The sequence below is a fragment of the Serratia sp. CY47444 genome (genome assembly GCF_052168635.1).
Taxonomy (GTDB): Bacteria; Pseudomonadota; Gammaproteobacteria; order Enterobacterales; family Enterobacteriaceae; genus Serratia; species Serratia bockelmannii.
In genome coordinates, this window is record NZ_JBJNMH010000005.1 from 223,262 (window position 1) to 237,736 (window position 14,475).

Sequence of the window (14,475 nt, forward strand, 5' to 3'; positions counted from 1 at the left end):
TCTTTCCGACCTGTCAGCCGCGACGGGAAGGGGCTTGCTTTGCCAGGAGAAATGCATATGAACGTTATCGCCATCATGAATCACATGGGTGTCTACTTCAAAGAAGAGCCTATCCGTGAACTGCATCAGGCGCTGGAAAGTCTGGATTTCCGCATCGTTTACCCTAACGATCGCGAAGACCTGCTGAAACTGATCGAGAACAACGCCCGCCTGTGCGGGGTGATCTTCGACTGGGACAAATACAACCTGGAGCTGTGCGAAGAGATCAGCCAGCTGAACGAATACATGCCGCTGTATGCGTTCGCCAACACCTATTCGACGCTGGACGTCAGCCTGAACGATCTGCGCATGCAGGTGCGTTTCTTCGAATATGCGCTCGGCGCGGCAACCGACATCGCCGCCAAGATCAAACAGAACACCGACGAGTATATCGACACCATCCTGCCGCCGTTGACCAAGGCGCTGTTCAAATACGTGCGTGAAGGCAAATACACTTTCTGTACGCCGGGCCACATGGGCGGCACCGCGTTCCAGAAGAGCCCGGTGGGCAGCCTGTTCTACGATTTCTTCGGCCCGAACACCATGAAGTCGGATATCTCGATTTCGGTGTCTGAACTGGGATCGCTGCTGGATCACTCCGGCCCGCACAAAGAAGCGGAAGAGTACATTTCCCGGGTGTTCAACGCCGAACGCAGCTACATGGTCACCAACGGCACTTCCACCGCCAACAAGATCGTCGGCATGTACTCGGCGCCGGCGGGCAGCACGGTGCTGATTGACCGTAACTGCCACAAGTCGCTGACTCACCTGATGATGATGAGCGACATCACGCCGATCTACTTCCGCCCGACCCGCAACGCCTACGGCATTCTCGGCGGCATTCCGCAGAGCGAGTTCCAGCGCGCCACCATCGCCAAGCGCGTGAAAGAGACCCCGAACGCCACCTGGCCGGTGCACGCGGTGATCACCAACTCCACCTATGACGGGCTGCTGTACAACACCGACTTTATTAAGAACACCCTGGACGTGAAGTCGATCCACTTCGATTCCGCCTGGGTGCCTTACACCAACTTCCACCCGATCTATAAAGGCAAGTGCGGCATGAGCGGCGGCCGCGTGGAGGGCAAGGTGATCTACGAAACCCAGTCCACCCACAAACTGCTGGCGGCTTTCTCGCAGGCTTCGATGATTCATGTGAAGGGCGATATCAACGAAGAGACCTTCAACGAAGCCTACATGATGCACACCACCACCTCGCCGCACTACGGCATCGTGGCGTCGACCGAAACCGCCGCGGCGATGATGAAAGGCAACGCCGGCAAGCGCCTGATCAACGGTTCTATCGAACGCGCGATCAAGTTCCGCAAAGAGATTAAACGCCTGAAAGTCGAGTCCGACGGCTGGTTCTTCGACGTCTGGCAGCCGGAGCATATCGATGAACCGGAATGCTGGCCGCTGCGCTCCGACAGCGCCTGGCACGGTTTCAAGAACATCGACAACGAACACATGTATCTGGACCCGATCAAGGTCACCATTCTGACGCCGGGGATGAGCAAGGAAGGCGAGATGCAGCCGTTCGGTATCCCGGCCAGCATCGTGGCGAAATACCTCGACGAGCGCGGCATCATCGTCGAGAAAACCGGGCCGTACAACCTGCTGTTCCTGTTCAGCATCGGCATCGACAAAACCAAGGCGCTCAGCCTGCTGCGCGCGATGACCGACTTCAAACGCTCGTTCGATCTGAACCTGCGGGTGAAAAACATGCTGCCTTCGTTGTATCACGAAGCGCCTGATTTCTATGAAAACATGCGCATTCAGGATCTGGCGCAGAACATTCACCGCCTGGTGGAGCAACACAACCTGCCGGACCTGATGTACCGCGCGTTCGAAGTGCTGCCAACCATGGTGATGAATCCGTACCAGGCGTTCCAGAAAGAGCTGCACGGCGAAGTGGAAGAGGTCTATCTGGAAGAGATGGTCGGCAAGGTCAACGCCAATATGATCCTCCCATACCCACCGGGCGTGCCGCTGGTGATGCCGGGCGAAATGCTGACCGAAGAGAGCCGGCCGGTGCTGGAGTTCCTGCAGATGCTGTGCGAAATCGGCGCGCATTATCCGGGCTTTGAAACCGACATTCACGGCGCCTATCGTCAGGCGGACGGACGTTATCGGGTGAAAGTGCTGAAGGCGAAATAACCGCAGCCAATAAGAGGGGAGGCGCTCGCGCTTCCCCTTTGCCGTTCACCGACTGATGGGAGACCACCATGAAAACACCCTCACAGCCGCGCGCAATCTACTATGTCGTAGCGATACAAATTTGGGAATATTTCAGCTTTTACGGCATGCGTGCGTTACTGATCCTCTATCTGACCCACCAACTCGGCTATACCGACAGCCACGCCATCGATCTCTACAGCGCTTACGCTTCGTTAGTTTACGTCACTCCTATTCTGGGCGGCTGGCTCGCCGACCGCCTGCTGGGCAATCGCGTTGCGGTGATCGCCGGTGCGGCGCTGATGACCCTGGGGCATATCGTGCTCGGCCTGAGCGCGGTCTCCGCCCAGTCGCTCTATCTGGCGCTGGCCATCATCATCTGTGGCTATGGCCTGTTCAAATCCAATATCAGCTGCCTGCTGGGCGAGCTGTATCCGGCGCAGGACTCGCGCCGCGAAGGGGGCTTCTCGCTGCTGTACGCCGCCGGCAACGTCGGGTCTATTCTGGCGCCGATCGCCTGCGGGTTGGCAGCTGAGCGCTATGGCTGGCACGTCGGCTTTGCATTGGCCGGGATCGGCATGTTCGCCGGCCTGGTGATTTTCCTGCTCGGCGGGCGCCACTTCCGCCACACGCGTGGCGTGAATGTACCGCTGATGCGCGCCAGAAGCCTGGGCCTGCCGCACTGGGGTTGGCTGCTGGTGGTGCTGCTGGCGTCGCCGCTGTTCTTCATGCTGCTGTTTGAACGTGGCTGGGCCGGCTATTTGCTCGGGTTGGTGTGCGTGGCGGCGGTGGTGCTGGTGGCACGCATTATGCTGCGCGCGGACGCCGGCCAGCGCCGGGGGCTGTGGCAGATCGTTGTGCTGATGCTGCTAGGCACGCTGTTCTGGGCCTTTGCCCAGCAGGGCGGCAGCTCCATCAGCCTGTTTATCGATCATTTCGTTGACCGGCGCTGGTTCGGCTGGACGGTGCCGACCGCCTTGTTCCAGTCGGTTAACGCCTGTGCGGTGATGCTGGGCGGCGTGGCGCTGGCCTGGCTGGCGAGTGGCGATGGCGACCGCACGCTGCGCATCTGGTGCAAGTTCGCCTTCGGTCTGCTGTTGATCGGCGTCGGCTTTACGCTGATGGCGCTTAATACCCGGCTGAACGGGCCGGGATCGATGGGGCTGATGATCGCCGGTCTGGCGGTGATGGGCTTCGCCGAACTGTTTATCGATCCGGTGGCGATGGCGCAGATCACCCGGCTGAATATCCCCGGCGCCACCGGCGTGTTGACCGGTATCTATATGCTGGCGACCGGTTCGATCGCCAACTACCTGGCGGGCATCATCGCCAATCAGACCGCCGAAGATCACATCGAAGGGGCGGCGATGCAGGCGTATGGCCGCATTTTCGCCCAGATCGGCTGGGGAGCGGCCGGATGTGCGCTGGCGGTGATCGCGGTGCTGGGCGGCTGGTGGCTGCTGACGCGACGCCAGGCCCGGACGGTTAATGCTTGATTGATGGCGGTAGGCGGGGTTAACGTGCAGCTATGTAGAAGTGACAAAGCCTACCGATGGATACTGATCAATTAACGACGCAGGTGGCGGACCAGCTGGGCGCGCAGCAGCGGCTGCTGGTGGCGTTCAGCGGCGGCCTGGATTCCAGCGTGCTGCTGCATCTGCTGGCGGCGTTGCGCCGCCAACGTCCGGCGCTGCAGCTGCGTGCGCTGCACGTGCATCATGGCCTGAGCGCCTTTGCCGACCGTTGGGTTGAGCATTGCCGCAGCCGGTGTGCCGACTGGCAGATCCCGCTGACGGTGACGCACGTGCAGGTAGATGCCCGCCAGGGCGGCATCGAAGCGGCGGCGCGTGCGGCGCGCTATGCCGCCTTCAGCGCAGCATTGGCGGAGGGCGAAGCGCTGCTCACCGCCCAACACCTTGACGATCAAAGCGAAACCTTCCTGTTGGCGCTCAAGCGCGGCAGCGGGCCGGCGGGGTTGTCGGCGATGGCGGCGCGCGCCACGCTGGGCGAGCACCTGCTGTTGCGGCCGCTGTTGGGCTGTTCGCGTCAGACGCTGGAAAGCTACGCGCAACGTCACGCCTTAACCTGGATAGATGACGACAGCAATCAGGACACGCGCTTCGATCGCAATTTCCTGCGGTTGCAGGTGTTGCCGCAGCTCAACCAGCGCTGGCCGCACTTCGCCTCGGCGGTAGCGCGCAGCGCCGGCCTGTGCGCCGAGCAGGAGCAACTGCTGGACGAACTGTTGGCAGAACCGCTGCAAAGCCTGTTGGCGGCGGATCGCTCATTGGCGATTGACGGCCTGACCGACTGTTCGCCGGTGCGGCGCTTCGCCTTGCTGCGGCGCTGGATCGCATTGTTTAACGTCACCATGCCGGCGCGTGAGCAGCTTCAGCGCCTGTGGGATGAGGTGGCGCTCAGCCGGGAGGATGCCGAACCGCAGCTGCAGCTCGGCGCCTATCAGATCCGCCGTTTCCGCGGCCGATTGCACCTGTTGCCGCCGCTGGCGGCGCTGCTCGATGTGCATCTGCCCTGGCAGCCTGACCAGCCGCTGACGTTGCCGGACGGGCTGGGGCAGTTGATTGCCGGTGAGGGCGAGCTGGTGCTGCGCGCACCGCAGCCATCGCAACAGGTCAGCGTTCGGTTCGGCGGCGTGCAGGGTGCGGTGCGCATCGTGGGGCGCGTCCATTCGCGGCCGATAAAAAAACTGTGGCAGGAGCTGGGTATTCCTCCCTGGCAGCGTGAACGCATCCCGTTGATTTATTATGATGAGCAGCTGATCGCCGCGCTGGGCGTATTCGTCTGTGAGGCGGGGCAGGTGCCGGAAGGCGAACGCCCGTGGCGGCTGCGCTGGGAAAAAAATCATAATCGTGAGGAGCAATGATGAAGTTTGTGGAAATCGCGCTGTTGGCTGCCGGCCTGTTCAGCCTGCCGGCGTTGGCGGCGGGAGATGCGGCGGCCGGCCAGGCCAAAGCCGCCGCCTGTGCGGCCTGCCACGGCGCGCAGGGCAAGGTGACGGTGCCGATGTACCCGAATCTGGCCGGGCAGAATGCCATGTACCTGCAGCACGCATTGCAGGCGTACAAGAAAGGGGAACGCAACGGCGGCCAGGCCGAGGTGATGAAGGCCTACGTGTCGGGGCTGTCGGATGACGATATCGCCGATCTGGCGGCCTATTACGCCAACCTGAAGCCCTAAATGACGAGGGCAGCCGTTGGGCTGCCCTGTTGGGATGGGGTTACCGCTGCTCAGTCCGACAGGCTGACGACCACGGTACCGATTTCCGGATGACTGAAACTGCTGATATGGTCCAGACGCAGGTCGCGCTGCTGGCCGTTCTGTTCGATGGTCAGATACTCAACGCGTTTCTTTTGCAGCAGGTCGATCGCCTTGGCCTCGATCACTTCTCCGTCGCGTAACTCCAGCTTCAGAATAAGTTTATGCTGACAGGCGAGTTCCAGGTTGTCGTAGTCATCGCAATTGATGGGTTGGTACTCATCATTCATCAACATAGTCGCTCACCAATAAGTTAGCGGCGGCAAAGGCCGCCTGTTCCCTAACGGAGGACGGTAGCGCATCGTTCGCTGCGACATCGTCCAATGCCTTTAACGCACAAGCCAGCGCATCAGGCACGTAGCCAAGATCTCCACTGCCAATCTCGGCGTAAGTACGGCGTACTAACTCACAGTATTGTTGCACAGTTTCCTCCCTTAAGAACCTCTGCATCATCAAGACTACTATCGCGATGAGGCGCAGGCTCTCGGAGTTTTATCCTATCCTAGACGACTATAGCACAGCTGTTATGGAGTTATCAGCACCCCGGCACGCCTTTCGCACTGCCGTGGCCTGGCCGCGCTGGCGGGGTTTGGCCCTGATCAAGTACACTGTTGCCGGATAATAACGAGGTCACCCATGGCGCTGAAAGCAACCATTTATAAAGCCGCGGTCAATATTGCTGATATGGATCGTCACTTCTACCACGACGCCACGCTGACGCTGGCGCAACACCCGTCCGAAAATGAGCAGCGCATGATGCTGCGCCTGTTGGCCTGGATCTGTCATGCCGACGAGCGGTTGGTGTTCACCAAAGGGCTGAGCGCCGACGACGAGCCGGAGATCTGGCAGCGCAACGACCACAACGGGCTGGAAATGTGGATCGAGATGGGATTACCCGACGAAAAACGCATCCGCAAGGCCTGCAACCAGTCGCCGCGCGTGGTGTTGTACGCTTACGGCGAGCGCGCTGCGCACGTGTGGTGGCAGGGAATGCAGGGTAAGGTGGCCGGCTACAAGAACCTGAGCGTGCGTTTCCTTGACGACGAGCAGTTGGCGCGCCTGACGGCATTGGCCAGCCGCACCATGACGCTGCAGGCAACGCTGCAGGAGGGAACTATTTGGCTGTCCGATGCTCAGAATAGTCTGGAAATCCAGTTTGCCGAGTGGCAGCAGGCACAGGTGTAACCGGTGCTGGAACTGTCAAGAAACGTAGCCATACCGGATAATGAACTGGAATTGACGGCGATCCGCGCACAGGGCGCGGGCGGCCAGCACGTGAACAAAACCTCAACGGCGATCCATTTGCGCTTTGACATCCGGGCATCCAGCCTGCCAGAGTATTATAAGGAAAGGCTGCTGGCGCTGAATCATCATCTCATTACCGCTGATGGCGTAGTGATTATCAAGGCGCAAGAGTATCGCAGTCAGGAATTGAATCGCGAAGCGGCGTTGGCCCGGCTGGTCGCGCTGATTCAGCAGGCGATGGTGGTGGAAAAAACGCGCAAGGCGACCAAGCCGACGAAAGGAGCGAAACTGCGTCGCCTGGAAGGCAAGACGCGTAAAGGCGCCACCAAGGCGCTGCGTGGCAAGGTTCGCACTTAGGAATACATGAACACAGTAGGAGAATAACTGTGAAGAAAATTACGATAGCCCTGTTCTTGGCGGCAGGCGCACTCTCGTTGTTGGGATGCAACAATCATTATCAGCCGAAGGAACAACCGCTGCAGGCGATGCCGCAGAGTTATCAAGGATTGTTGCCTTGCGCCGATTGCGGCGGTCTGGACACGGCGCTGTTCCTGGATGAGGACGGCACCTTTGTGCTGCAGGAAACCTACCGCGACACCAAAGACGGCGATCAGACCTTTGCCGACTACGGCAAATGGGCGCGCACTGCGGATAAGCTGGTGCTGACCGACAGCACCGGTGAAAAACGCTACTTCCGCCCGGTGGGCAAGAGCCTAGAGATGCTGGATCGCAGCGGCGTGCCGATCGAATCCAAGCTGAATTACCGCCTCGAGCCGGTTGAAAAACCGTTGCCTAAAACCCCGATGGTGATGAAAGGCAGCTACAGCTATATGGCTGACGCGGCGGTGTTCAAAGATTGTGCCACGGGCATCACGTTCCCGGTGGATAACAACATCGCGCTGGAGCAAGGTTACGCCAAAGCCAACAAAAATGCCGGCGAGCCGGTGTTCCTGACCTTCAATGCGCACTTCAGCGTGCAGCCATCGATGGAAGAAGGGCAGATAGAGAAGGCGGTGGTGCCGGACGGCAAAATCGCGTTCGACCGCAGCAAGAACTGCAGCAGTAAGTAAGCGTTTTCGGACATAAAAAAACCCGCCTAGGCGGGTTTTTTTATTTTCTGGCGTTCGTCGCTTAGCGTTTGATCTGGCCCAGCAGGAAATCAACGATTTCGCCGGTTTTAATCATTTGCTTCTCGCCGACGCGGCGGTTCTTATACTCGATCTCTTCGTTGTCGAGGTTACGGTCACCGATGACGATAGAGTGCGGCACGCCGATCAGCTCCATATCCGCGAACATCACGCCCGGACGCTCTTTGCGGTCATCGAGGATCACATCGATGCCGTGGGCGCGCAGGGTGTTGTACAGCTCTTCAGCCAGCGCCTGCACGCGGAACGACTTGTGCATGTTCATCGGCAGAATAGCGACCTGGAACGGCGCGATAGCGTCCGGCCAGATGATGCCGCGTTCGTCGTGGTTCTGCTCGATGGCGGCGGCCACAACGCGCGTGACCCCGATGCCGTAGCAACCCATGGTCAGTACCTGGTTACGGCCATCTTCGCCTTGCACGGTCGCTTTCATCGCTTCCGAATACTTGGTGCCGAGCTGGAAGATATGGCCCACTTCGATGCCACGTTTGATCAGCAGCGTACCCTGACCGTCCGGGCTGGCGTCGCCTTCCACCACGTTACGGATATCGGCCACCTGCGGCAGCGGCAGATCGCGCTCCCAGTTGATGCCGAAGTAGTGTTTGCCGTCAACGTTGGCGCCGGCGCCAAAGTCGCTCATCGCCGCCACGCTGCGGTCAGCTACCACCGGCATCGGCAGGTTGACCGGGCCGAGTGAACCCGGGCCGGCACCGACGATGGCGCGAATTTCTTCTTCGGTGGCGAAGGTCAGCGGCGTGGCAACCAGCGCCAGCTTCTCTGCCTTGACTTCGTTCAGCTCGTGATCGCCGCGCACCAGCAGAGCGACCAGCTTGTGGCCGCTCTCTTCGGTGGCGCGTACCATCAGCGTCTTCACGGTTTTTTCCACTGGCAGCGCGAATTGCTCGACCAGCTCGGCGATGGTTTTTGCGTTCGGGGTATCTACCAGGCGCAGCGCTTCGCTGGCCGCCGCGCGCGGAGCCGCCGGCGCGACCGCTTCCGCCAGCTCGATGTTGGCGGCGAAGTCGGAACCGGTGGAGAACACGATATCGTCTTCACCGCTGTCTGCCAGCACCTGGAATTCGTGCGACGCACTGCCGCCGATCGAGCCGGTATCGGCCTGCACCGGGCGGAAATCCAGGCCCATGCGGCTGAAGATTTTGCTGTACGCTTCGTACATCGCGTCGTAAGTCTCCTGCAGAGACTCCTGCGAGGTATGGAAGGAGTAGGCATCCTTCATCAGGAACTCACGGGAACGCATCACGCCGAAACGTGGGCGCACTTCATCACGGAACTTGGTCTGGATCTGGAAGAAATTCAGCGGCAGCTGCTTGTACGAGCTGATCTCGTTGCGGATCAGATCGGTAATCACTTCTTCATGCGTCGGGCCCAGCACGAAAGGACGGTCACCGCGGTCGACGAAGCGCAGCAGCTCGGGGCCGTATTGCTCCCAACGGCCGCTTTCCTGCCACAGGTCGGCAGGCTGAACCACCGGCATGGACACTTCGATCGCATTAGCATTGTTCATTTCTTCGCGAACGATGTTTTCAACCTTCTTCAGAACGCGCAGGCCGGTCGGCAGCCAGGTGTAAAGACCGGAGGCCAGCTTGCGGATCATCCCGGCGCGCAGCATCAGCTGGTGGCTGATCACTTCGGCGTCGGCAGGTGTCTCCTTCAGAGTGGAGAGCAGATATTGGCTAGTACGCATGGTGTTTTGGTTCCGTTAGAACTGCAAATTGCATCGGGCTGCCAGAGTGGCGGCCAAAAAGTGATTTAGTTTACCAGCGCGAGCGGGTCGCCAAAAGAGAGGCGGCGGAATTTTAACGCGGGTCGAGCGACAGCACTTCGGTGTGGCCGTCTACGACGCGCCAGCGCACGTTGAAATCCAGCAGCCAGACGGCGTAATCCCGTTCGACGTCCTCTCCTTTACGATAGGCGGGACGGGGGTCCTGTGCCAGCACCTGGCTGATAAAACGCCTTAATTGCGGGTAGCGCGCCTGATGTTGCTGCAGCTGCTGTTCCGCCTGCGGCGCGAAACGCACCGGCATATCGCCGGCGGGCGCGGCCTGGGCAAAGCCGGCGCGGGCCTGCGGTTGGCTCTCGGCGAACGGCAGATAAGGCTTGATGTCCACCACCGGGGTACCGTCGACCAGATCGAGGCTGCCCAGTTCCAGCGCCACTTCCCCGTTTTTCACCCGTACGCCTTTGAGCTCAATGAGCGACATGCCGAGCGGGTTGGGGCGGAAGGTGGAGCGGGTGGCGAACACGCCCATGCGGGCATTGCCGCCTAAACGCGGTGGGCGTACCGTCGGGCGCCAGCCGCCTTCCATGGTTTGATGGAAAATGAACATCACCCACAGATGGCTGAAATCGCTGAGACCGCGAACCGCTTCCGCCTGGTTGTAGGGCGGTAGCAACAGCAGTTCGCCGCCACCGTCTTCGACCAGCCCAGGTTGGCGGGGCACGGCGAATTTCTCTTTATACGGCGAGCGGATCACGCCGATCTGCTCGAAAACGAATTCGGTCATTTGGACGAGACGTTAAGCGCCGAGCCCTGGCAGACGGCCTGCTGATAACAACCGGCGACGCCGCTGACAATCTGGCAGTCGTGCAGCAGCACGGCGTTGGCCTTCATGTAAGACGCGCGGATTTGCATGCGTTTACGGGCGGTAGCCAGATTCGGTGGGGAGTCTTGTACGGTGGTTTGGCACGATTCGCCGGACACTTCACCCAGATCGCGGAACGGTTTACCCACGAGTTCTTCTGCACTTTTATACAGTTTTACCGGAGCGGGGCGGGCGGCCGGCGTGGTCTTGGCCGGGGCGGTCGTGGTCGGCTTGCTGGTGCTGTTTGTTGAGGATGGCGCGATACGTTGCGATGAACATCCGGCCAGCGCGAGCGCTAACAAACAGAGAGGTAAAACACGCATTGAGATTCCTCTGCCTTAATGAAAGTGGCGCTATTGAAGCAATCTATGGCGGAAATAACAAGACGGGCCTTGGCCCGTCTTGCAATTATAGGAATAAAATTGGTGAATAAGCGCTTACCAGCCTTTCACCGCACCGCCGTTGAAGATTTTGTTGGCGGCGGCGTCAACTTCGTCAGACTGATAGGCCTGCACGAATTTCTTCACGTTTTCCGCATCTTTGTTATCTTCGCGCGCAACCAGCAGGTTGACGTAAGGCGAGTCTTTATCTTCCACGAACAGACCGTCTTTCGCCGGCGTCAGGCCGATCTGGCTGGCGTAGGTGGTATTGATCACCGCCAGCGCGATCTGCTGATCGTCCAGAGAACGTGGCAGCTGAGGCGCTTCCAGCTCAACCAGCTTCAGGTTTTTCGGGTTCTCGGTCACGTCCAGCACGGTCGGCAGCAGGCCAACGCCGTCTTTCAGTTTGATCAGGCCGACTTTCTGCAGCAGCAGCAGCGAGCGGCCCAGGTTGGTCGGATCGTTCGGCAGTGCGATCTGAGAACCCTCTTTCAGTTCGTCCAGCGATTTGATTTTCTTGGAGTAACCGGCGATCGGGTAAACAAAGGTGCTGCCGACCGGCACCAGCTTGTAGCCGCGATCTTTGATCTGCTGATCCAGATAAGGCTTGTGCTGGAAGGCGTTCAGGTCGATATCGCCTTTGCTCAGCGCTTCGTTTGGCAGCACGTAATCGTTGAAGGTGACCAGCTCGACGTCCAGACCGTATTTCTCTTTCGCCACTTTCTGCGCCACTTCAGCCACTTGCTGCTCTGCGCCGACGATCACGCCGACCTTGATGTGGTTTGGATTCTTTTCATCCTGGCCACAGCCCGCCAGAGCCAGAGTGCCGATCAGTGCGCCAATTGTCGCGATGGATTTAAATGTTAACGACATATCCCTTCCTCATTAGACTCGCATTAATATGCTGTGAAACTATTTATGGGTAACGGCTTTGACGATGCGATCGCCGCAGAATTGGATCAGATAAACCAAAACTACCAGTAATACTAATACGGTATTCATAACTGTGGCGTTATAACCGATATAACCGTATTGGTAACCGATTTGGCCCAGACCGCCGGCACCGACCGCGCCGCCCATGGCGGAGTAACCCACCAGGGTGATTAGGGTGATGGTCGCGGCGTTGACCAGGCCCGGTAGGGCTTCCGGCAGCAACACTTTCTTAATGATCTGCATCGGCGTGGCGCCCATGGCGCGCGCCGCTTCCACCAGACCGGACGGGATCTCCAGCAGGGCGTTTTCCACCATGCGCGCGATGAACGGCGCGGCGCCCACGGTCAACGGCACGATGGCCGCCTGAAGACCGATCGAGGTACCGACGATCATGCGGGTAAAAGGAATCATCCAAACCAACAGGATAATGAACGGGATGGAACGGAAGATGTTCACCAGCCCGGACAGGATCTTATACAGCGAATTGTTGGCGATGATCTGCCCCGGGCGGGTCACATACAGCAGCACGCCGACCGGCAGGCCGAGCACGAAACCGAAGAAGCCGGAGACAAAGGTCATCATGACGGTTTCCCACACGCCACGCGCCATCAACCACATCATTGCCTCAGACATAACCCAGAACCTCTACTTTTACCTGATTTTCTTGCAGGAACTTAATCGTCGCCAGCGCGTCTTCGTCGCTGCCGTGCAGCTCCGCCAGCATCACGCCGAATTTCACGCCGCCGGCATAATCCATCTGGGCGCTGATAATGTTGTTGTTCACGTTGAAGCGGCGAGCGGCTTCAGACAGCAGCGGCGCATCGACCGACTGGCCGGTGAATTCCAGGCGCAGCAGCGGCTGACGGTCGCCCTGGCGCTCCGGCGACAGGCGCGCGGCGTAGTCGTCCGGAATATCCAGATGCAGCGTGGACTGAATGAACTGTTGGGCCAGCGGGGTTTTCGGGTGTGAGAACACTTCGCTGACGCTGTCTTTTTCGATCAGTTGCCCCTGGCTGATGACCGCGACCTGGTCGCAGATGCGTTTCACCACGTCCATTTCATGGGTGATGAGCAGAATGGTCAGGCCCAGACGGCGGTTGATGTCTTTCAGCAGTTCCAGGATGGAACGGGTGGTGGCCGGATCCAGCGCGCTGGTGGCTTCGTCGCACAGCAGCACTTTGGGGTTACTGGCCAGCGCGCGCGCGATCGCCACGCGCTGTTTCTGGCCGCCGGACAGGTTGGCCGGATAGGCGTCGTGTTTGTCCGCCAGGCCGACCAGCTCCAGCAGTTCGGTCACGCGCTTTTTGATCTCGGCGCGCGGCGTATTGTCCAGCTCCAGCGGCAGCGCGACGTTGCCGAACACCGTGCGGGAAGAGAGCAGGTTGAAGTGCTGGAAGATCATGCCGATTTGGCGACGGGCGCGCGTCAGTTCGCTTTCCGACAGCGAAGTCAGATCCTGACCGTCGACCAGGACCTGGCCGGACGTAGGGCGCTCAAGCATGTTGGCGCAGCGAATCAGCGTGCTTTTACCGGCGCCGGAAGACCCGATAACGCCATAGATTTGCCCGGCAGGGACGTGAAGGGTCACGTCAGAGAGCGCGGTAATGGTGCGCGAACCCTGCTGGAACACTTTAGTGATGTTAGAAAGTTTAATCATATTCTTCTTATTTTAGCGTGGTTGCCCGTGGCTAGATAAAAGTAAACCTCGGCGTGGAACCAAGGTATGGATCAGATGTTAAGGCGTCTAGACGTCTAAGTCAACGGCCAGCGACGTTCTCCGGCGTTCTCAGTGCGGGGTAAAACATGCGATACTGTCAGCGTATTCAGCCCCTCAGGAGCAAAGCGGTGACACAAAGCGTTCCAGCAATTTTTCTCGATCGTGACGGTACGATTAATGTTGACCATGGTTATGTCCATGAAATCGACAATTTCCACTTTATTGACGGCGTGATTGACGCCTGTCGCGAACTTAAAAAGATGGGCTTCGCGTTGGTGATGGTGACCAACCAGTCCGGCATTGCGCGCGGCAAGTTCAGCGAAGACCAGTTTATGTACCTGACCGAGTGGATGGACTGGTCGCTGGCCGATCGCGATGTCGACTTCGACGGCATCTATTTCTGCCCGCATCATCCGGAGGCGGCAGTAGAGGAGTATCGTCAGGTGTGCGACTGCCGTAAACCGCAGCCGGGCATGCTGTTGCAAGCGCAGCAGGAATTGAACATCGATATGGCCGCTTCTTATATGGTGGGGGATAAACCGGAAGACATGCAGGCGGCGATCGCGGCCGGCGTCGGCACCAAGGTGCTGGTGCGTACCGGCAAGCCGGTGACGGAGCAGGGCGAAAAGCTGGCCGATTGGGTGCTAAATAGCCTGGCGGACCTGCCTGCAGCCATCAAAAAGCGGGTTTAATAGGCGTTACGAATGAATAGTGAGCGGTCAGATAAAAAATGCATATTAACGCTTGTCATTCTGAACCGGCTCCCTATAATGCGCCTCCATCGACACGGAACATGTGAACAACTTCACAGAGTATCCGGGGGTCGCAGAGAAAAAATCCTGGAAATTAGGGTTGACTCTGAAAGAGGAAAGCGTAATATACGCCACCTCGAGTTAGCAAGCGAAAGCGCCTAACTCACTGCTCTTTAACAATTTATCAGACAATCTGTGTGGGCACTCCAC

16 protein-coding genes are annotated in these 14,475 nt (G+C 59.1%); 8 read left to right on the forward strand and 8 right to left on the reverse strand.

The features are described from left to right. The first annotated feature begins 57 nt into the window (after window positions 1-57). From cadA to ACJ8IL_RS10370, 4 genes are all read left to right on the forward strand, one after another. Window positions 58-2,196, forward strand: coding sequence for a lysine decarboxylase CadA (gene cadA, locus ACJ8IL_RS10355; RefSeq protein WP_043139919.1), 2,139 nt, complete (start codon window positions 58-60; stop codon window positions 2,194-2,196). A gap of 68 nt (window positions 2,197-2,264) precedes the next feature. Further along, the gene (gene dtpD, locus ACJ8IL_RS10360; protein ID WP_197811434.1) at window positions 2,265-3,710 is read left to right on the forward strand and encodes a dipeptide permease DtpD; all 1,446 of its coding nucleotides are present in this window, start codon (window positions 2,265-2,267) and stop codon (window positions 3,708-3,710) included. Window positions 3,711-3,766: 56 nt separating this feature from the next. Further along, window positions 3,767-5,098 carry a tRNA lysidine(34) synthetase TilS gene (gene tilS, locus ACJ8IL_RS10365; protein WP_147823298.1) on the forward strand — a complete coding sequence of 444 codons (1,332 nt, stop codon included), beginning with the start codon at window positions 3,767-3,769 and terminating at the stop codon, window positions 5,096-5,098. Beyond that, the gene (locus ACJ8IL_RS10370) at window positions 5,098-5,412 is read left to right on the forward strand and encodes a c-type cytochrome (RefSeq protein ID WP_442516529.1); all 315 of its coding nucleotides are present in this window, start codon (window positions 5,098-5,100) and stop codon (window positions 5,410-5,412) included. Before tilS ends, ACJ8IL_RS10370 begins: the two co-directional genes overlap by 1 nt. 50 nt (window positions 5,413-5,462) lie before the next feature. Here ACJ8IL_RS10370 and rof read toward each other — a convergent pair whose 3' ends face one another. Beyond that, window positions 5,463-5,726: a Rho-binding antiterminator gene (gene rof, locus ACJ8IL_RS10375; protein ID WP_004931991.1), complete on the reverse strand. Its 264-nt coding sequence runs from the start codon at window positions 5,724-5,726 to the stop codon at window positions 5,463-5,465. Continuing rightward, window positions 5,713-5,913, reverse strand: coding sequence for a YaeP family protein (locus ACJ8IL_RS10380; RefSeq protein ID WP_004931993.1), 201 nt, complete (start codon window positions 5,911-5,913; stop codon window positions 5,713-5,715). The genes rof and ACJ8IL_RS10380 overlap by 14 nt, the downstream gene beginning before the upstream one ends. Before the next feature lie 213 nt (window positions 5,914-6,126). Here ACJ8IL_RS10380 and ACJ8IL_RS10385 point away from each other — a divergent pair, with 213 nt between their 5' ends. The 3 genes from ACJ8IL_RS10385 to nlpE are packed head-to-tail and all read left to right on the forward strand — an operon-like array spanning window position 6,127 to window position 7,805. Then, window positions 6,127-6,675, forward strand: coding sequence for a YaeQ family protein (locus ACJ8IL_RS10385; protein WP_025304016.1), 549 nt, complete (start codon window positions 6,127-6,129; stop codon window positions 6,673-6,675). Between the two features lie 3 nt (window positions 6,676-6,678). Next, window positions 6,679-7,092 (forward strand): alternative ribosome rescue aminoacyl-tRNA hydrolase ArfB, encoded by a 414-nt coding sequence (gene arfB, locus ACJ8IL_RS10390; protein ID WP_004931997.1) that lies wholly within the window; start codon window positions 6,679-6,681, stop codon window positions 7,090-7,092. A gap of 29 nt (window positions 7,093-7,121) precedes the next feature. Beyond that, window positions 7,122-7,805, forward strand: a complete 684-nt coding sequence (gene nlpE, locus ACJ8IL_RS10395; protein ID WP_060435094.1) for an envelope stress response activation lipoprotein NlpE — start codon at window positions 7,122-7,124, stop codon at window positions 7,803-7,805. A gap of 61 nt (window positions 7,806-7,866) precedes the next feature. On the opposite strand, the gene proS is transcribed toward nlpE, so the two are convergent. The 6 genes from proS to metN all read right to left on the reverse strand — a co-directional run bounded on the left by proS (window position 7,867) and on the right by metN (window position 13,453). Then, a complete protein-coding gene (proS, locus tag ACJ8IL_RS10400; protein ID WP_442516527.1) occupies window positions 7,867-9,585 on the reverse strand; it encodes a proline--tRNA ligase in 1,719 nt (572 codons plus the stop codon). 112 nt (window positions 9,586-9,697) lie between these two features. Then, window positions 9,698-10,405 carry a tRNA (N6-threonylcarbamoyladenosine(37)-N6)-methyltransferase TrmO gene (gene tsaA, locus ACJ8IL_RS10405; RefSeq protein WP_033644898.1) on the reverse strand — a complete coding sequence of 236 codons (708 nt, stop codon included), beginning with the start codon at window positions 10,403-10,405 and terminating at the stop codon, window positions 9,698-9,700. Then, entirely contained in the window at window positions 10,402-10,806 is a 405-nt protein-coding gene (gene rcsF, locus ACJ8IL_RS10410) for an Rcs stress response system protein RcsF (protein ID WP_025304011.1), read from the reverse strand. The genes tsaA and rcsF overlap by 4 nt, the downstream gene beginning before the upstream one ends. A 114-nt stretch (window positions 10,807-10,920) precedes the next feature. Then, window positions 10,921-11,736 carry a MetQ/NlpA family lipoprotein gene (locus ACJ8IL_RS10415; protein WP_025304010.1) on the reverse strand — a complete coding sequence of 272 codons (816 nt, stop codon included), beginning with the start codon at window positions 11,734-11,736 and terminating at the stop codon, window positions 10,921-10,923. A gap of 39 nt (window positions 11,737-11,775) precedes the next feature. Continuing rightward, window positions 11,776-12,429, reverse strand: a complete 654-nt coding sequence (locus ACJ8IL_RS10420) for a methionine ABC transporter permease MetI (protein ID WP_004932010.1) — start codon at window positions 12,427-12,429, stop codon at window positions 11,776-11,778. Then, window positions 12,422-13,453, reverse strand: coding sequence for a methionine ABC transporter ATP-binding protein MetN (gene metN / locus ACJ8IL_RS10425; protein WP_004932012.1), 1,032 nt, complete (start codon window positions 13,451-13,453; stop codon window positions 12,422-12,424). The genes ACJ8IL_RS10420 and metN overlap by 8 nt, the downstream gene beginning before the upstream one ends. Window positions 13,454-13,641: 188 nt before the next feature. On the opposite strand from metN, the gene gmhB reads away from it, so the two are divergent. Further along, the gene (gene gmhB, locus ACJ8IL_RS10430) at window positions 13,642-14,205 is read left to right on the forward strand and encodes a D-glycero-beta-D-manno-heptose 1,7-bisphosphate 7-phosphatase (RefSeq protein WP_025304009.1); all 564 of its coding nucleotides are present in this window, start codon (window positions 13,642-13,644) and stop codon (window positions 14,203-14,205) included. The last annotated feature ends 270 nt before the right edge of the window (window positions 14,206-14,475 follow it).